This window comes from Paenibacillus sp. EB106-06-01-XG199 (genome assembly GCF_058791575.1).
Window position 1 is genome coordinate 23,578 of sequence record NZ_JBYTDQ010000009.1, and the last position, 17,414, is coordinate 40,991.

General features: G+C 52.2%; 15 protein-coding genes. 8 read left to right on the forward strand and 7 right to left on the reverse strand.

The features are described from left to right. The first annotated feature begins 53 nt into the window (after nt 1-53). The 7 genes from AC3WT9_RS26970 (at nt 54) to AC3WT9_RS27000 (ending at nt 8,134) form a co-directional block, all read left to right on the forward strand. A complete protein-coding gene (locus tag AC3WT9_RS26970) occupies nt 54-530 on the forward strand; it encodes a glutathione peroxidase (protein WP_341096899.1) in 477 nt (158 codons plus the stop codon). A gap of 309 nt (nt 531-839) precedes the next feature. Continuing rightward, a complete protein-coding gene (locus AC3WT9_RS26975) occupies nt 840-2,474 on the forward strand; it encodes a formate--tetrahydrofolate ligase (protein WP_341380040.1) in 1,635 nt (544 codons plus the stop codon). Nucleotides 2,475-2,841: 367 nt separating this feature from the next. Then, nucleotides 2,842-4,206: an FAD-dependent oxidoreductase gene (locus AC3WT9_RS26980; RefSeq protein ID WP_341380039.1), complete on the forward strand. Its 1,365-nt coding sequence runs from the start codon at nt 2,842-2,844 to the stop codon at nt 4,204-4,206. A gap of 203 nt (nt 4,207-4,409) precedes the next feature. Beyond that, a complete protein-coding gene (locus tag AC3WT9_RS26985) occupies nt 4,410-5,237 on the forward strand; it encodes a formate/nitrite transporter family protein (RefSeq protein ID WP_492408232.1) in 828 nt (275 codons plus the stop codon). Between the two features lie 474 nt (nt 5,238-5,711). After that, complete coding sequence (locus AC3WT9_RS26990; protein WP_341096892.1) at nt 5,712-6,929, forward strand: MFS transporter; 1,218 nt, start codon at nt 5,712-5,714, stop codon at nt 6,927-6,929. 49 nt (nt 6,930-6,978) lie between these two features. Further along, nucleotides 6,979-7,509, forward strand: a complete 531-nt coding sequence (locus AC3WT9_RS26995; RefSeq protein WP_341096890.1) for a GNAT family N-acetyltransferase — start codon at nt 6,979-6,981, stop codon at nt 7,507-7,509. After that, on the forward strand, nt 7,490-8,134 hold the full coding sequence (locus tag AC3WT9_RS27000; protein ID WP_341096889.1) for an MOSC domain-containing protein: 645 nt from the start codon (nt 7,490-7,492) through the stop codon (nt 8,132-8,134). Before AC3WT9_RS26995 ends, AC3WT9_RS27000 begins: the two co-directional genes overlap by 20 nt. Nucleotides 8,135-8,267: 133 nt before the next feature. On the opposite strand, the gene AC3WT9_RS27005 is transcribed toward AC3WT9_RS27000, so the two are convergent. Together AC3WT9_RS27005 and AC3WT9_RS27010 are read right to left on the reverse strand one after the other, a co-directional pair. Next, entirely contained in the window at nt 8,268-8,816 is a 549-nt protein-coding gene (locus AC3WT9_RS27005) for a GNAT family N-acetyltransferase (protein ID WP_341097808.1), read from the reverse strand. Nucleotides 8,817-8,857: 41 nt separating this feature from the next. After that, nucleotides 8,858-9,103 (reverse strand): DUF2164 domain-containing protein, encoded by a 246-nt coding sequence (locus AC3WT9_RS27010; protein WP_038597516.1) that lies wholly within the window; start codon nt 9,101-9,103, stop codon nt 8,858-8,860. A gap of 203 nt (nt 9,104-9,306) precedes the next feature. Here AC3WT9_RS27010 and AC3WT9_RS27015 point away from each other — a divergent pair, with 203 nt between their 5' ends. After that, nucleotides 9,307-11,013 carry a glutamine--tRNA ligase/YqeY domain fusion protein gene (locus AC3WT9_RS27015; RefSeq protein ID WP_492408235.1) on the forward strand — a complete coding sequence of 569 codons (1,707 nt, stop codon included), beginning with the start codon at nt 9,307-9,309 and terminating at the stop codon, nt 11,011-11,013. Between the two features lie 117 nt (nt 11,014-11,130). On the opposite strand, the gene AC3WT9_RS27020 is transcribed toward AC3WT9_RS27015, so the two are convergent. From AC3WT9_RS27020 to AC3WT9_RS27040, 5 genes are all read right to left on the reverse strand, one after another. Beyond that, nucleotides 11,131-12,351 (reverse strand): MFS transporter, encoded by a 1,221-nt coding sequence (locus tag AC3WT9_RS27020; protein WP_492408237.1) that lies wholly within the window; start codon nt 12,349-12,351, stop codon nt 11,131-11,133. A gap of 202 nt (nt 12,352-12,553) precedes the next feature. Continuing rightward, entirely contained in the window at nt 12,554-14,122 is a 1,569-nt protein-coding gene (locus AC3WT9_RS27025) for a glycoside hydrolase family 43 protein (RefSeq protein WP_341380035.1), read from the reverse strand. 27 nt (nt 14,123-14,149) lie between these two features. Further along, on the reverse strand, nt 14,150-15,499 hold the full coding sequence (locus tag AC3WT9_RS27030; RefSeq protein ID WP_341096880.1) for an ABC transporter substrate-binding protein: 1,350 nt from the start codon (nt 15,497-15,499) through the stop codon (nt 14,150-14,152). A 97-nt stretch (nt 15,500-15,596) separates the two neighbouring features. Further along, a complete protein-coding gene (locus AC3WT9_RS27035; RefSeq protein WP_038597501.1) occupies nt 15,597-16,436 on the reverse strand; it encodes a carbohydrate ABC transporter permease in 840 nt (279 codons plus the stop codon). Beyond that, a complete protein-coding gene (locus AC3WT9_RS27040; protein WP_341096877.1) occupies nt 16,429-17,373 on the reverse strand; it encodes a carbohydrate ABC transporter permease in 945 nt (314 codons plus the stop codon). Before AC3WT9_RS27040 ends, AC3WT9_RS27035 begins: the two co-directional genes overlap by 8 nt. Nucleotides 17,374-17,414: the final 41 nt, after the last annotated feature.

Genomic DNA, 17,414 nt, shown 5'->3' on the forward strand with positions numbered 1-17,414 from the left:
TCGCTGCAATACCGGTCATTTATTAACATACACCCGAAAGGAAGGGATGCAGGATGTCTATTTACAGTTTTGCCGGAGTAACGCCTTCCGGTAAAGAAGTGCCGCTTAAGGATTATGAAGGCAAAGTGCTGCTGATCGCGAACACGGCCAGCAAATGCGGACTTACACCGCAATACGGAGATCTACAGAATCTTTATGAGCAATATGGTGACCAAGGTCTTGTTGTGATGGGTTTTCCCTGCAACCAATTTGCCGGCCAGGAGCCGGGAACGAGTGAAGAAGCGGAGGAGTTCTGCCAGATTAATTATGGCGTCAAATTCCCGGTCTTCGCCAAAGTGGATGTCAATGGACCGGATGCAAGCCTGCTCTTTCAATATCTGAAGGGCCAGCAGCCGGGTGCAGCCGAGAGCAGTGACATCCAGTGGAACTTCACCAAGTTCCTGGTTGACCGCAGCGGCAAGGTTGTGGCCCGCGTGGAGCCGAAGGAATCCCCTGAAACGATGAAGGGACTCATAGAATCTTTGCTGTAAACAGCATTTGCAAACCCGGGCCATGCCTGTCTTAGTGCAAATTCAGTGTCCTCCCGAAACCCGGTGCAAACCGCATTTTGGGAGGGCTTTTATTTGATTAGCCATAGCTGATCTCCGGTGAAAGCAGCCACAGAATCCATTGCCACGGCTTGTGCTGTGAAATATACTATGAAAATAATCCTTGACGCCTTTCAGAGACGCTGTATCCTTTGAAGAGACAACATCATCGTTGATCATACATAAAACACACTAAGCGCATAATGCGCAGTACGAAGCAGGATAATAACGGCAGGAGGGTTTTATAAGGGCATGAGGTTAATAACAGAGGTAGCATCGGCAGCAGGGATTAGTGAAGAGCATCTGGAGCTGTACGGCAAATATAAAAGCAAGCTGGCGCCAACGCTATGGGATGAGCTGAAGCACAAGCCCGATGGCAAGCTGGTTTTGGTTACTGCGGTTAATCCTACGCCGGCAGGCGAAGGCAAGACTTTAACAACCATCGGGCTAACCCAGGCGCTGAATGCAGCGGGGGTGAAGACGGTAGCGGCACTGCGCGAGCCTTCGCTGGGGCCATGCCTTGGCATGAAAGGCGGGGCAACCGGCGGAGGCAAGGCACAGATCGTTCCGGCTGATGAGATTAATCTGCACTTTACAGGGGATATTCATGCAGTCACTTCAGCGCATAATCTGCTGTCGGCGATGATCGACAATCATATGTTCCAAGGGAATGTGCTGGGCCTCGATCCGCAGCGCATCGTCTGGAAGCGGGTCATGGATATGAATGACCGCAGTCTGCGCAGCATTGTGACCGGGCTGGGCGACGGCAATGGAACAGTGAGGGAGAGCGGTTTCCAGATTACAACAGCATCGGAGATTATGGCTGTGCTGTGCCTTTGCGATAACCTTGCTGACCTTAAGCTGCGTTTAGGCCGCATGCTGGTCGGATATGACCAGTTAGGGCAGCCGGTAACGGCCAAGGATCTCGGGGCGGTGGAAGCGATGACTGCGCTGCTTAAGGAAGCTGTGAAGCCTAACCTTGTGCAGACACTGGAGGGGACGCCGGTCATTGTGCACGGTGGACCTTTTGCGAATATTGCCCACGGCTGCAGCAGTGTCATCGGGACCCGTTATGCGCTGAAGCTGGGTGACGTGGTTGTAACCGAAGCGGGGTTTGGCGCTGATCTCGGCGCGGAGAAGTTTATGGATATCAAATGCCGTCAGGCCGGGCTTGCCCCTTCTGCGGCTGTGCTGGTCGTGACGGTGAAATCACTGAAATATAACGGCGGTGTCCGCAAAGAAGAGCTGTATGCCGGCAACCGGGAGGCACTGCTCTCGGGACTGTCCAATATGGAACGCCATATTGAGAATTTGGGAAAATTCGGCGTCCCTGTGCTAGTTGCGCTCAATCACTTTGAAGGTGATGTGCCATCGGAGATAGAAGAGGTGCTGAACGCCTGCAGCCGCCTTGGCGTGCCTGCGGCCGTTTCCAAGGTATGGGCAGAAGGCAGTGCAGGTGGACTCGAGCTGGCAGCGGAGCTGAAGAAACTGCTGGATCGTGAAGATGCAGGGAGTTACGCCCCACTGTATGAAGACAGCTTGGATATTCCGTCCAAAATCAATAAAATCGTCACCGAAATTTACCGTGGTGCGGAAGTCGCGTTCTCCCCTGCGGCCAAACGCAGTTTGGCCATCATCGAACGGCTGGGCTTACAGCAGCTTCAGGTGTGCATGGCCAAAACACCGTATTCCTTCTCAGATCAGCCAAGACTGCTTGGTGCGCCTGAAGGTTTCACGATGGGGGTGCGTGATATTACATTGTCGCTGGGCGCAGGCTTCGCTGTTGTGATTACCGGCAATATTGTGACCATGCCGGGGCTCCCGGCCAAGCCGGCCGCCGAAGGGCTTTCCGTTGACGAAGACGGTGTAATTAACGGCTTGGAGTAGTTTTTATATCTTTTAGTATGGCCGAAACCCCGGACCCGCTGCGTAATTTGCGCGGGCTCCGGTTTTTTTTGCGTGACGGGTTTCCTCCATTGATATTATCCTGCTGCACTGCTGCTGTGATCCTAGGCTGGCTGCTGCTTCCTGCATTTTTAAGACATAATGTCTTGCCGCCGGGGAAAAGCTAAAGGAAGCCGCAGAGTACCTAAAAAAAGGCGAAGTTCATACATTTCAAATGTGAACAATATGAGAAGATGTACCAAAAGGCTTGCAATGTGATATTAATCACAATATAATCAGTATATAAAGTGAAATATATCACAAACAAACAGACAAAAATATGCTTGCCAATTTGGAGGAGGAAGAAATCATGAAAGTAGCAGTCATTGGATGTACCCATGCCGGAACCGCCGCAATTGTTAATACCGCCCAGCTTTACCCGGATGCCGAAATTACGGTGTACGAACGCAATGATAATATTTCCTTCCTGTCGTGCGGCATTGCTCTATATGTCGGCGGAGTGGTTAAAGATCCGCAAGGCCTGTTTTATTCTTCGCCTGAGAAGCTTGCTGAACTGGGTGTTAATACAAAGATGCGCCATGAAGTGATCAATGTGGATACAGCCCGCAAAACCTTAATAGCCCGTAATCTGGCTAACGGCCAGGAATTTGAAGATACGTATGACAAACTTATTATGACTACCGGCTCGTGGCCGATTGTGCCGAAGCTGGAAGGCATGGAGCTGGATGGCATCCTACTGTCGAAGAACTACAATCATTCCAACACCATTATCGAAAAAGCACAGCAGGTGGACAGAATCACCGTTGTCGGAGCCGGTTATATCGGAGTCGAGCTGGTGGAGGCTTTTCAAATGAACGGCAAGCAGGTTACGCTGATCGACGGCGAGGACCGGATCCTGAGCAAATATCTGGATGAAGAATTCACTACACCGATCCAGCAGACACTGGAGGATCACGGCATCAAGCTGGCGCTCGGGGAGAAGGTCAGCTCGTTTGCCGGAGAGAACGGTAAAGTGACCAAGGTGATCACAAGCAAAGGGGAGCATGAGACCGATCTGGTTATCCTCTGCATTGGCTTCCGTCCGAATACAGAGCTGCTGAAAGGTCAAGTGGATATGCTGCCTAACGGGGCGATTATCGTCAATGATTATATGCAGACCAGCCTCCCGGATGTCTATGCCGCCGGCGACAGCTGTGCGATTCATTATAACCCAACCGGCAAACATGCGTATATTCCGCTGGCTACGAATGCTGTACGTATGGGAACACTGGTAGCGCGCAACCTGGTGACGAACACGATCCCATACATGGGTACGCAGGGAACATCGGGGATTAAGATTTATGAGGATAACATCGCTGGAACGGGACTGACGGAAGACGCGGCCAAAGCCGAAGGCATGGATATCGAGAGCGTGCTGCTGATCGACAACTACCGTCCGGAGTTTATGCCGACCTTTGAGCAGGTTCAGTTAAAAGTAGTATTTGACCGCGCCACCCGCCGGGTTCTCGGAGCGCAGATTATGTCCAAGATGGATCTGACACAGTCGATCAATACCGTGTCTGTCTGCATCCAGAACAAAATGACGGTGGATCAGCTGGCCTTCATTGATTTCTTCTTCCAGCCGCATTACAACAAGCCATGGAACTTCCTGAACACTGCTGGCCTTCAGGCATTGCCAAAGATGTCTGCAGTCAAAGAAATTGTAACTGTATAAAACAAACCCAAGAGACCGGATCCAGCCCATGGATCTGGTCTTTTTTTGTTTCTGCATCCAATACAGTAATGGTAAATTTGACATGTCAGTGAAAACTTTCACTTAGTTTTCCTAGACGTGACTTTTATCACGTAAATGTGATTGCGATCACGCTACAATGGCATAAAGGAACAAATTTTAAGTATTAAAAGGGGATAGGAATCATGGCTTATAACAAACCGCAGCAGATCGCCGAGGTAACGGTAGAGAACGGAATCAAGAAGGCTCACAACCCGCTTGCCACCGTACTTATTCTCGGTTTTCTGGGGGGAGCGTTTATTGCGCTCGGATTTTTACTGGATATTCGTGTCATTGCCGGTGCTCCGGCGGAATGGGGCTCCATCGCAAACTTTATCGGGGCGTCGGTGTTCCCGGTAGGACTGGTCCTGGTGCTGCTGGCCGGCGGGGAACTGCTGACAGGCAATATGATGGCCGTGCCGCTGGCATTTATGGCGAAGAAGATTTCCTTCTGGGAAGTCATCAAGAACCTTGTGCTAATCACGCTCAGCAACCTGGCAGGCGCGTTGTTCGTTGCTTATTTCTTCGGCCACGTTGTCGGCCTCACCGCAGACGGAGTTTATCTCGATAAACTGGTCGATATGGCTGAACATAAGATTGACGCAACCTTCCTGCAGGCCTTTGTCTCCGGGATCGGCTGTAACTGGCTGGTAGCTCTGGCCGTGTGGCTCTCTTACGGGGCGGATAATTTTAGCGGCAAAATCCTCGGTATCTGGTTCCCGACCATGGCATTTGTGGCCATCGGATTCCAGCACGTTGTAGCCAACATGTTTCTTATCCCTGCTGCTATATTTGAGGGGCATTTTACCTGGGCACAATATTTCGGAAACTTTGCCCCGGTATGGCTGGGCAACCTTACAGGCGGAGCCATCTTCGTAGCCGCAGCCTATTATATGGCTTACCTTCGTAAAGGGCCGGCGGCTGTGCAATCCGTAGAGGGTGTATCCTCTGTCGGAGTGAAGAAACACGCTTAATCCTTACTAATTAAATGCCGTCTTAAACGGCAATAGACACTCCTTGTAACTTTTCCTCTTCCAGCCTATAACGGCTCAAGAGGAAAGGTTCTCGGGGTGTTTTTTTGTGAGGTGAAATAGGGGTGCACAACACAAAATTCGCCGTGCATACCGACTCGGGGGAACGAAATCGGGCTCACGGCGAATAATAGGGAGTGTTTCATATGCTCTATTACCCGGGCAAACGAAGAACGAATCAGTCTCGTTCAGCAAATTTCTTTACGCATGGCGGCAGCAGTTATAAAATACAAAGATCCGATTCGACAGGCTTTTTACTGCTAGGGCTGTCCATAGGTTTTGGTCAAAAATCATGGGGGATGTTGTGTTTAAGTGACGCGATAATGCGTCAGTGTGGATGCTTGCTCTTCGTCCTGTTTTGGGATGATACTGGATGAAATTAATGACACATATATTACAGGGGTTGAAAGACAAGTCATGAGGTTTCTACAAGCTTATCCAAAGGAAGTCAAAGTTTTTCTGATTGCCAGTCTTATTAATGCAACGGGTAGCGCGCTGATGTGGCCGCTTGTCACGATGTATGTATTTGATGAACTGGGCCGCAGTATGACAGATGCCGCACTCGTTATTGTTATTCAATCCCTCGGAGGCATATTCGGACAACTGCTGGGTGGATCACTCTATCATAAAGTTGGTGTCAAACGCCTGATTGTCGGTGCGCTGGCCATGAATGCCCTAGCCTTGTTTACCTTGCCGGCGGCAAGCGTGAACTGGAATATGTTCATGCTGGTGATGGGGCTGGTGGGTCTGTTCAATTCGTTGTCATTGCCGGCCATTCAGGCCTTTATAGGTTTCCGCTTCGCAGAACAGCGCGGAGAGCTTTTTAATGTAATTTATGTCGCCAATAATATTGGGGTAGCGCTGGGCACGATGCTGGCCGGTTTTCTGGCCGATATTTCCTATCTGTTGAGCTTTGTGCTTAATGGGCTGACCTCAGCCGTGTTTGCCGCATTTTTCTTTGTGTATTTGCGGAAGGTTGGCACAGAGCCGGCCCATGCCGAGCCGCATAGGAGAAACGGCCCCGGAGAGCTGTCGAACTGGAAGCTTATAGGCCACACCCGAATCTATCTGTATATGGCCTTAGGTTCGTTGTTTTTATTGATCGGTAACTCAATCTGGAATACGGGAGTTTCTCCGTTTATTATTTCGGAAGGCTGGGCTAAGAGCACCTACAGCCTTCTTTGGACGCTCAACGGGATTCTGATCTTTGCCGCACAGCCGCTGGTAAGCTTGATCAAACGCTGGTTCGCAGAGACCTCGACGGCGCAGATGACGGCAAGCGCTGTTTTTTACCTGAGTGGATATGCAGTGATCTTGTTAACCCCAAGCTATCCCGGCCTGGTGCTGGCGATGCTGCTGACCACGCTGGGGGAGATGCTTATTTCTCCGGCAATGCCTTCATTTATTTCCGATCATGCGGACCGCAGTGCGCCCTTCTATCTCGGGCTTAGCGGTGGGATCGGTGCGGTCGGCAGAGTTCTCGGCCCCTATATGATGGGCAGCCTGTATGACCGGGGAGGCCTTGCGCCGACAGGCTGGCTGGCTTGCGGAATGGCGTTGCTGGCGGTGGGGTTCTTCGCGGTCCATGCCTTCATCAACCGTTCTGGCCGTGCACTGGAACAAAATGGGGTATAATGGTCTGTAGAAGAATCATTTAAAGGTAAGTCAAGGAGTGCAAAGAGCTATGCAACAAATTATTAGAGGCTCGCTCACGATTCGTCCCTCGGAGTTCAAGGATACCCGTGAGCTGATTATTCTCGATAACATGATTTGGACGGAGGAGACCACACCGGGTCCATTAATGTGGTGTTCCCGTGAGGATTATCTGCTCCATACCCCTCCCGGTTCCCAGCTTGTAGCTTTGCAGGAAGGAGAACTATGCGGGTATGTCGGTTTCGGCTGTCCCAGCGGGATGGAGAGCAACCGCCATGTGTGCGAGGTGAACATCGCTGTCCATCCGAAGTTCCAGCGGCTTGGCATCGGCGGACAGCTGATCGAGGCGATCAAGCAGCATGCCGGAGAGAACGGGATACGTAAACTCCGCTTGCGGGTGCTGTCCAGCAACACTCCTGCGCTCTCGTTCTACCGGAAATGCGGATTTGAGGAAGAGGGCCGGCTCAGGGAAGAGTTTTATCTTGGCGGACATTATGTAGATGAGGTATTTATGAGCTGCATGCTGACTGGAGGGAAGGGAAATGGAAGTCATTTCGCTTAATGTAGGCAAACCTGTAACGGTAGATTACCGTGGTAAGCCGCTGGAAACGGGGATTTATAAAATGCCGGCGGCTGGGCCGGTACAGCTTCATCTTGAGGGATTCGCCGGTGACGGGCAAGCGGACCTGGTGAACCATGGGGGGCCGGACAAAGCGGTCTGTGTGTATCCGATTGAGCATTATGCCTTTTGGGAGGAGCAGCTCGGCAAGAAACTGGAGTTCTCCGCCTTCGGCGAGAATATCACAGTCAGCGGACTGCTGGAGACCGAGGTCTGCATCGGTGATGTGTATGAGATCGGTTCGACTCTGCTGCAGGTTAGCCAGCCGCGGTTTCCTTGCTTTAAGCTCTCGCAGAAGCATGGCCCGGCTGATATGCCGGCCAAAGTACTGGCTACCGGATACAGCGGATTTTATTTCCGTGTACTGCGTGAAGGTCAGATTACAGCTGGTGATGTAATCGTCAAGAAGGAATCCGGTGCGGGAGGCTACCCTGTAAAGCGGGTGCTCTACCTGATGGAACATGGCCGAAAGGACAAGAACGGTTTGGCTGAGCTATCGGAACTGGACAGCCTGGCGCCGGGAACCCGGATGAAGTTCCGGAGCTGGCTTGAGGCTGCGGAGAGCTAACAACTGCTGATATCCAAATCGGTGAATTTGATGGTATGCCAAGTCCCCCCGGATGCCTGTTACGGGGGGCTTGGTTTGTTATAAAAGATCGACAATTCCGTTACATTCTGCCGGTTTGTATATGTCCCTCTGTTTAGCTCAGCAGCTTCCATTCACTGCGCAGCAGGCCGTATACCGCATGGTTCACATAGCCCGTAGGCAGCTTCTCCGCCTGGCGCAGAACTCCTTCGAATACGAAACCCAGCCGCTCGGGAATCGCCCGGCTGGGCTTGTTGCCCGTGGCGCAGCGGATTTCAATGCGGTTCAGCTCCATTTCCAGCAGCGCATAATCTACGAAAACCCGGCAGGCGCTGGTCATGTAGCCTTTGCCTTCATATCCTTCTCCAAGCCAATAGCCGATTCCGACGGAGCGGCTCTGCCAATCTATCTCATGGTAGCCGATAATGCCGGCCAGTTCTCCCCGGACCCACAGTCCGGCGGTGAAGCCGCCGTTGTCGCTGCCCTGCTTGGCGGCATTTTTGATAAATGTGGCGATGTGGTCCTGCTCGGTGACTCCGTCAACCCAAGGCAGCCACTGCCTGAGCCTGCTCCGCGAGCGCTCTACCAGCGCGAACATGTGGCGGGCCTGCTCCGGCATCAACAGCTTCAGCACAAGCTCTTCATCAATGACATAATTAAACAAGCGGCTGCCTCCCTCTGTGCCACTAGGGCCGGATGTACTGATTAACGCTTCTTCCATTCCAGAGCGTAAATATCTTCTTCCAGCGACTGCATCCGCTGTCCGACAAGGGCGCGGCAATCGCTCAGCGCTCCATTGTATAGGGCAGGTCCCAGTTCCTTAAGGAAGAAATCCAGCAAATTGTCGGCTGCGAGATGGCCGATGGTCTCTCCGCGTTCGGCTTCGAAGTAAGTGCGGATGTTCTCTGTAATAATGTCGCGCTGCTCTTTAGGCAGTTTCATCGGTTTCATGAGAATGAGTCCCCCTTGTTAAGTTATGGTTAATCATGCCTTATAATTTCCATGCTACTCTATCGCCGGGAGAGAAGTCAAAGCATTCGGCAAGGCTGAGTGAGTCACCCATTTTATTGAACATTCTACGGTTAACGGGTATATTAGTAGGAAACATGTTCATACAAGGAAGTAGAACAATACAGAACGAGAGGTTGATAGCTGTGGAGAACCGTGGAACACCCTCCAATTTTATTAAGAATGTTATTACTGAAGATCTGAGCTCGGGGAAGGTTAAGGAGGTCGTCACCCGTTTTCCGCCGGAGCCGAACGGTTACTTACATATCGGACATGCCAAGGCGATCTGGATTAACTTTACGCTGGCTGATGAATTCGGCGGAAAGACCAATCTGAGATTTGACGACACCAATCCGCTTAAAGAGGATACAGAATATGTGAATTCCATTCAAGAGGATGTAAAGTGGCTCGGCTATGAATGGGATGAACTGCGTTTTGCCTCCGATTATTTCGGAGAAATGTACGAGCGGGCAGAACTGCTTATTCAAAAGGGTAAAGCCTATGTCGATGACCTCAGCGCTGACGAAATCCGCCAGCTGCGCGGTACGCTGACCCAGCCGGGGCAGAACAGCCCGCACCGTGAGCGCGGAATCGAAGAGAACCTGGATCTGTTCCGCCGCATGCGGGCTGGGGAATTCAAGGACGGCGAAAAGGTGCTCCGTGCCAAAATTGACATGTCCTCACCGAATATCAACCTGCGCGATCCGGTCATTTACCGTATTTCCCACTCGCATCATCATAACACCGGCGATGCATGGTGCATCTATCCGATGTATACCTTTGCACATCCGCTGGAAGATGCTATTGAGAGTGTAACCCACTCCCTCTGCTCATTGGAATTTGAAGATCAACGCCCGTTCTATGATTGGGTGGTCGCAGAATGCGAGATGCCGGCCGTGCCGCATCAGTATGAATTCGGCCGGCTCAACCTGGCCCAGACGGTAACGAGTAAGCGCAAGCTGAAACTGCTGGTGGACGAAGGCCATGTGGACGGCTGGGATGATCCCCGTATGCCGACGATTTCCGGGCTGCGCCGCCGCGGGTACACTCCGGAAGCGATCCGCAGCTTTGTGCACGAAACAGGCATTTCCAAAAGCCAGGGTCTGGTGGACCTGCAAATGCTGGAGCATTTCATCCGTGAGGACCTGAAGCTGACCGTTCCCCGGACGATGGCCGTACTGCGGCCGCTGAAGGTGGTCATTACCAATTATCCGGAAGGTCAGACCGAATACTTCGAGATTGAGAACAATGTGGAGAATCCGGAAATGGGTAACCGGCAGATTCCATTTTCCCGTGAAATCTACATTGAGCGCGATGACTTCATGGAGATTCCGCCGAACAAATATTTCCGTCTCTTTCCCGGCAACGAAGTGCGCTTGAAGAACGCCTATTTCATTAAGTGCAACGAGTTCATCAAGGATGAGAACGGCGAGGTTGTGGAGCTGCACTGCACGTATGATCCCGAGACGAAGAGCGGCAGCGGATTTACCGGCCGCAAGGTCAAGGGAACACTGCACTGGGTGGATGCCAGCCAGGCGGTACCGGCGGAATTCCGCCTCTATGAGCCGCTGATTTCCGCTGAAGAAGCGGATGCAGAGGCTGAGATCGAAGGAATGGAGCCTGTGGCCGACAAACCGGAGCCGAGTTTCCTTGATCAGCTGAACCCGCAATCCATTGAGATTCTGCAGGGCTTTGTGGAGCCGGGTCTGAAGGGCAGTGTGCCGCAGGACAAGTTCCAATTCTTCCGCCATGGCTATTTTAACGTGGACAGCAAATACTCCGCGCCGGGACATCTCGTGTTCAATCTTGTGGTATCCCTCAAAAGCTCATTCCAGCCGCCTAAGCAGGGCTAATTCGTAGCATTGTAATCTGGCAGGCTAACATAAAAGCAGGCTTGGCTTCCTTATCGGGAAGTCCAAGCCTGCTTTTGTGTTATGTTCTATGGGGTGTATCCGCTGCTTATGAGGTTATTATTCGTAGCCCGCCAGCTCTTCGTCCTGCTCCGCCGGGTTCAGGTAGTCACCACGGCTGACGAACAGCCACATTAAGCCGAAGCCAAGCGTTCCAATGAACGAGAGGAATACACCGGACTGGTACATGCTCTGGGCCCCGAGGGTCTGATAGAGCCAACCGCCGAGAACGCCGCCGAGAATGCCGGAAATGCCGCTCCAGGTCAGAGTGTAGAGGGCTTGTCCAGAGGAACGGTAGGGGCGTGGAACCAGCAGCATGGTCAGCTGCGTTCCCACATAGAAGAAGCCGCCAAACGTAATGCAGTGCAGAATTTGAATAAAAGCCACCTGAAGCGGTGTTGTCGCACCGGCCATCAGCCACCAGCGCAGGACAAATAAGACGCTTACGAGTGCCAGCCAGCCCAGCAGCACAGAGACCTTGCGTTTCAGGAAAAGGTTGCACAGCAGCAGCACTCCCACCTCCAGGATAGAGGAGAGGAATACGGCAAGGCCGATCATTGTTTTGCTGCCCCCAAGCTCTGTAATGTAGAGCGACACGAAGGTGTTGTTCATCGTATTGGGGATGGAGACCAGAATGCCGAAGAAGATAAAACATAGAAAAAACGGATTATAAAAGATTTTTTGGAAGCCCTTGAACGGCAATGGCGCAACGCCTATGGAATGATCGAGCCTCGGCAGGGCAACCAGCGAAAGCATAGCAGCGCAGAGCAGTGCAGCAAAGAGATAAGACAAGATAGATACGCCGGCCCACTCAATAACGGGCCCGGCCAGGATCGCGGTCAGCGCCCATCCGAGCGAGCCCCAGAGCCGGAAAGAGCCGAACTTGTGATTCGTGCCGTCAATATAGCTAAGAATCATCGTGTTGCTCTGGGCGAACAGCGGCCCCTGGAAAAAGTAGAAGAAAAGGATGGAAACATAAATCATTTCATATGTATGCGCCTGAAATACAAGCTGAGACAATACTAATGTTCCCGTCAGCATGACGAGGACAATCCGCCGTATATTCTGATAACGGTCACTCCATATGCCCCAGAAAGGATTGGCAATAATTGAAACGAGTGCTCCTACCGACATTAAGCTCCCGATCTCCAACTTATTCATCCCTACATCCTGCAGATATAGTGGGAAGAAGCTGGTGAAGAGGACCACGGTTCCATATACGAAGAAATTGAACCATTTCAGAGAGCTGAAGGATGGATGCTTATTAAGGTACTCCCGCAAATTGGGCACTCCTTTCCCGCCAGATGTCTTGCATTCCTTGCTTCAGCCTTAAAATAGGCCGTTTCTAACACTGTAACACTTGTTGAAAAGGGATACAAACCAAGTTTTGAATGATTTTCCAGCCAGCTGTCTAATTTCTGCTCCCGTCAGCTTTTTAAGTGGAAAAAAGCCGATATCCTGGGATATCGGCAAGGAGTTTAACTTAGATATGGAAATGGTCAAAGTCCGCAAAGCCCCCGGACTCGACCGGGGCAAAGGAGACTGCGAACAGGCCAACTTTGGCTCCGACCCACCGTCCTTCGGCAATCGTGAACGGCTCACCGAAATCGGTGTATTGTGAACCGTCCTGGCTGAAGCTGAACCGGCAAAGGCAATCTTCCCCCAAGCTGAACCTTAAGTGCAGGCTGTCTGCACCGGTGAGTATCTCAGCCTTTTTAATATCCCCGGCTTCCGTGAGGTTCTCTGTAACACCACTGCTCTCATACTGGGTCAGCCGGAGCGCTCCGTCCTGGTCCATAGACAAGGCCAGATAGAAGGCCCGCTGTCCCAAGACCACAAGGCCCGCCCGTTCTTCGGAGGTGGCAAAGCTGGGCGTAATCTGTGCGGCTGCCGAAATAACGGGAGCGGCGAACTTCTGCATGAGCAGCTGCGGGGCGTCATAAAGAGTGCGGCAGCCCTCTGGAAGTGCCGCGGCATACAGTCTCAAGCCGCCCCAGGGATTCAGGCTGTACCAGCCGGTAGCCGGATTGGCCTGCCACTGCCATTGCAGGCCGAGCGACGGTCCACGGAAGTCATCTGCAGTTTGGGGAACGGCAATTTCTCCGGCCGCACGGATATTGGGCTTTCTCCAGAGCTCTACCGGCTCTCCGATGTCCTGCCCGGGTGCAAGCCGGCCCATCAGCGGCCAATCCTCCTGCCATTCCATGGGCTGCAAATGGACGATCCGGCCGTGGGCGCCTTTATCCTGGAAATGAATAAACCAGGACTCGCCGGACGCAAGCTCAACCCATCCTCCCTGATGCGGGCCGTTCACCGGGGTATCCCCTTGATACAGCACGATTTTATCCTCATAAGGCCCATCGATGGCGGTGGAGCGGAAGACCGCCTGCCAGCCTGTGGGCACTCCGCCGGCGGGGGCAAAGATATAATAATAGCCATTTCTTTTGTACAGCTTCGGACCTTCCAGTGTAGGATGCTTTACTGTGCCGTCGATGATAATCCGGCCTTCATCCAGCAGGCTTCTGCCGTCCGGGGACATCCTGCAGAGGCTCAGAATATGCTTCAGGCCGGAACGGCTATGGGCAAAGGCATGGACCAGATAGGCCTGCCCGTCTTCATCCCAGAAAGGGCAAGGATCGATCCAGCCTTTGGCGGCCTTCACCAGATGCGGTGGTTCCCAGGCACCAAACGGGTTATCTGTCTTGGTCATGAAGATGCCTTCGTCGGGTGTTGCGTAGAAGATCCAGAACTGCCCGTCATGAAAGCGCAGGCTGGGCGCCCACACGCCTTTGCCGTGCTGCACCCGCTCATAGCCGGGAAGCTCCAGCTGCGGCAGCGCATGATTGACGATGCTCCAGTTGACCAGATCACGGGAATGTAGGATCGGCAGACCCGGCGTATGCGCAAAGCTGGAGGCGGTCATAAAGAAATCATCGCCTGCACGGATAACATCGGGATCAGAGTAATCGGCATAGATGATCGGATTTCTGTAAGTTCCGTCTCCCTGATCGGGAATCCAGCGTCCGGAACCTGTAGCAGCATGAGTATTCATTCCAGCCCTCCCATTCGCGGTGGCGTATTATTTTTGAGTCTGATCATAGGACTGTTTCTCTGCCTCAAGCAGTTTAGCCCATTCGTCCAGCATTTCCGTTCCGGTCATTTTTTTGGCCATCACCTTTTGAATCATAGGCTCAATCTTTTTCTGGATATTGCTGTAGCCCGGTAGATAATACGGAGTGCCGGCAAAATGCGTGTCGGCCGAATTGAGCAGCTCCGAAGCGGATTTCATATAAGGAATGTCCTGAATCCAGGCATCGGCGGCCGCCTCCTGATTAGCAGGGATTTCACCATATAGCTTGGCGTACTGGCTGTTGATGTCATGGGACAGGTAGAAGGTCATGAATTTCCATACCGCGTCTTTGTTTTCGGCGGTTTTGGTCATGGTCAGACCCAGCGGCATGAGGCCGGGATGTTCACGATAGCCGTTGACACCCTTCGGAAACGGTACGGCTTCAAACTTGGTATAGTCTCCGTTGAATGCTTTCTCATGGGAGCTTGCCGAGCCGAGGTTATGCACAACAACAGCCGCTTTGTCCGATTGGAAGGTGGCGGCGAGCTCGCTCCAGCCCTTGTTGAGATCATCCTCTGGAGTATAGACATTATACGCGCCTAAATATTTCTCCAGAAACTCTGCGTGAAGGGGATCATTAATCGTTGCTTTTCCTTCAGGCGTAAAATAATCGGCAATTCCGGAGTAGGAGTACATCAGCATTTCCAGCGTATTGGCACTTCCGGCACCCCCGCGGATACTAAGCCCGTAGCGGTCTTTGGATTTATCGGTAAGCTTGGCAACATCCTCGAAGAATTGATCCCAGGTATCGGGGAGCGCAAGGCCTGCTTCTTTGAACCAGTCAGGGCGCAGCCAGAGATTCCAGGTCTGGGAGCTGTATGGTAGCGCATACAATTTTCCTTCTTTGGTATCCAGCTTGCGGTTGCTGGCAATCAGCTCAGCGGAAATCAGATCCTTGTCGGCCCAGCTGTCATAATAGGCATCGAGGGGCTCCAGCACATCTCTGGCGAGCAGGTCGGCCTTGAAATCATTCATGATATCCGGTGCCTGTTCTGCGGAGATCGCGACATTTACCTTTTGCTCGTAAGCGGACAAATCGCCGGGAACCCCGAGATAATCCACCTTGATGTCCGGGTTCTCTTCCTCAAACTGCTTGATAATTTTCTCGAAAAAAGCGTTGCGCTCCGTAGTCACCGCAGCTGCCCAGAAGCTGATGGTCGTCTGCTTAGCCTTATCCCCGTTCTTGCTGGCTTCGCCTGATGAGGCGGAGTTCGTTGTCTTGTTCGAGCCGCAGCCGGTCAATGCCAGCAGAAGCGAGGCGCCTACCAATACGGAACTCCGTAATTTTCTTGTCTTCATAAATCTTTAGACCTCCCTGAAAGTTATATTGTAGTATATATTAAGGACGTTTCCGGGAAAAGCCAGCCCGGCCCCGTCCTTAATGACTGGAGCCGGATTAGCCCTTGACGGCACCGCCGAGGCCTTCCACCAAATAACGCTGGATGTACATGAACAGCAGCACAGGAGGAATCAGCCCGATAATGCTTCCCGCTGCCAGTGAGGCATACTGCACACTGAATTCGCCGATCATAAATTTCAGCCCGATAGGAATGGTGAAGCGGTCAGGCGTTGTGATAAACGAGAACGCGACCAGGAATTCATTCCAGACGCCGATGAATGCGAAGGCGCTGGTTGCCACGATGCCCGGAAGCACGATCGGCGCAATGATGGCGAAGATAATGCGGAATCTTCCCGCACCGTCGACCATGGCCGCTTCGTCAATCTCCTTCGGGGTGGAGGCAATGAAGCCGCGCATCAATATCGTATTGAACGGGACCTGCAGCACAATATAGAACAGGACGAGCGAGTAAGGCGTGTTGATTAGCCCGAGGTTCTTGAAAATCAGGAACAGCGGAATTACAAACAGGATGACAGGCATCATCTGTGTAGCCAGCAGGATCAGCATAAAGGCGCTTTTTCCCTTGAACTTGAACCGGCTCATCGCATAACCGTTCATCACCGACAGCAGTGTAATGACGATCACCGACAGGATGGAGACCAGCACACTGTTGAGGAAATATTGCGAGAAATTATTATCGTTCCACACATTGATATAATTCTCGAAGGTCAGCGGAGACGGAAGATATTGAATCGTCGAGCTCATAATGTCCGTTTCTTTTTTTAGAGAGGTGGAGATAGCCCATAGAAAAGGAACGAGTACAAAGATCAGCGTTAAGGCCAGCGGAATGTAAAAGAGCAGCCTGCTGCCTATTTTGCGGCCGGTAGTCTTATTCATCCTGCATTCCTCCCCGGTTGAGTCTCAGGTACAGAATGACAAAGAGCATCAGGAACAGGAAGGTGACGACACCAAGCGCCGAGCCGTATCCGTAATTGCCCTCAAGGATCGAGGTCTTCATCATATAAATCGGCAGCGTTGTCGTCATATCCATCGGGCCGCCGTTCGTCATCGTAAAGATCATGTCGATGGAGTTGAATTCCCAGATGGCTCTGAGCAGGGTGGCGAAAATAATGCTCTCCTTCAGATAAGGAAGAGTGATATGAAACAGCTTCTTCAGGGGCCCGGCACCGTCCACCTCACAGGATTCGTACACTTCGTGCGGAATGGTCTGCAGTGCGGCGAGCAGTGTGATCGCAAAGAACGGAATACCCCGCCACAGCTCGGCGAAGACTACGGAGCCGAACACAGTGCTCGGATTAGCCAGCCAGGCGATGGCTTCATCAATGATGCCAAGCTTCATCAGGATATCGTTGATGATCCCGATATGCTGGTTGAACATGAGCGACCACAGCATGGTCGTTAGCACGCCGGATACGGCCCAGGGAACCAGCACCAGCGAGCGGACCAGGCCGCGCAGCCGGAAGGACTGGTTCAGCAGCAGGGCAACAATCAGCCCGAAGACCAGCTGAAGGGCCACCTCTGAAAACACCCATTTTAGCGTAGTGACGAGTGTGGAGTAGAATAAATCGTCTTCCGTGAAGATATGGCGGAAGTTCTCCAGTCCGATATAGCCTGCTTCCTGCAGACGGGTGAAATCGTAGCTTTGAACACTCAGGTCGAATACCCGGAATATCGGAAAGATCAGGATGCCCGCAATGAGCAGGACTGTGGGGGCGATAAGCAAATAGGGAAGCCACCCGTCCCCTTTGATGCGTTTTCTTTTTCCCGGTTTGGATAAGGCAAGCTTGCCCCCGGTTTGTCGCGTAATATCCATAACTGCACCTCCAAAACAATCGTAATTCAGATAGCGGATCA

Coding starts and splice junctions, on each gene's coding strand:
- AC3WT9_RS26990 (WP_341096892.1), top strand. CDS start 5,712: ATGAGGTTTCTACAAGCTTATCCAAAGGAAGTCAAAGTTTTTCTGATT.
- AC3WT9_RS26985 (WP_492408232.1), top strand. CDS start 4,410: ATGGCTTATAACAAACCGCAGCAGATCGCCGAGGTAACGGTAGAGAAC.
- AC3WT9_RS26995 (WP_341096890.1), top strand. CDS start 6,979: ATGCAACAAATTATTAGAGGCTCGCTCACGATTCGTCCCTCGGAGTTC.
- AC3WT9_RS27010 (WP_038597516.1), bottom strand. CDS start 9,103: ATGAAACCGATGAAACTGCCTAAAGAGCAGCGCGACATTATTACAGAG.
- AC3WT9_RS26975 (WP_341380040.1), top strand. CDS start 840: ATGAGGTTAATAACAGAGGTAGCATCGGCAGCAGGGATTAGTGAAGAG.
- AC3WT9_RS27030 (WP_341096880.1), bottom strand. CDS start 15,499: ATGAAGACAAGAAAATTACGGAGTTCCGTATTGGTAGGCGCCTCGCTT.
- AC3WT9_RS27025 (WP_341380035.1), bottom strand. CDS start 14,122: ATGAATACTCATGCTGCTACAGGTTCCGGACGCTGGATTCCCGATCAG.
- AC3WT9_RS27040 (WP_341096877.1), bottom strand. CDS start 17,373: ATGGATATTACGCGACAAACCGGGGGCAAGCTTGCCTTATCCAAACCG.
- AC3WT9_RS26980 (WP_341380039.1), top strand. CDS start 2,842: ATGAAAGTAGCAGTCATTGGATGTACCCATGCCGGAACCGCCGCAATT.
- AC3WT9_RS27035 (WP_038597501.1), bottom strand. CDS start 16,436: ATGAATAAGACTACCGGCCGCAAAATAGGCAGCAGGCTGCTCTTTTAC.
- AC3WT9_RS26970 (WP_341096899.1), top strand. CDS start 54: ATGTCTATTTACAGTTTTGCCGGAGTAACGCCTTCCGGTAAAGAAGTG.
- AC3WT9_RS27000 (WP_341096889.1), top strand. CDS start 7,490: ATGGAAGTCATTTCGCTTAATGTAGGCAAACCTGTAACGGTAGATTAC.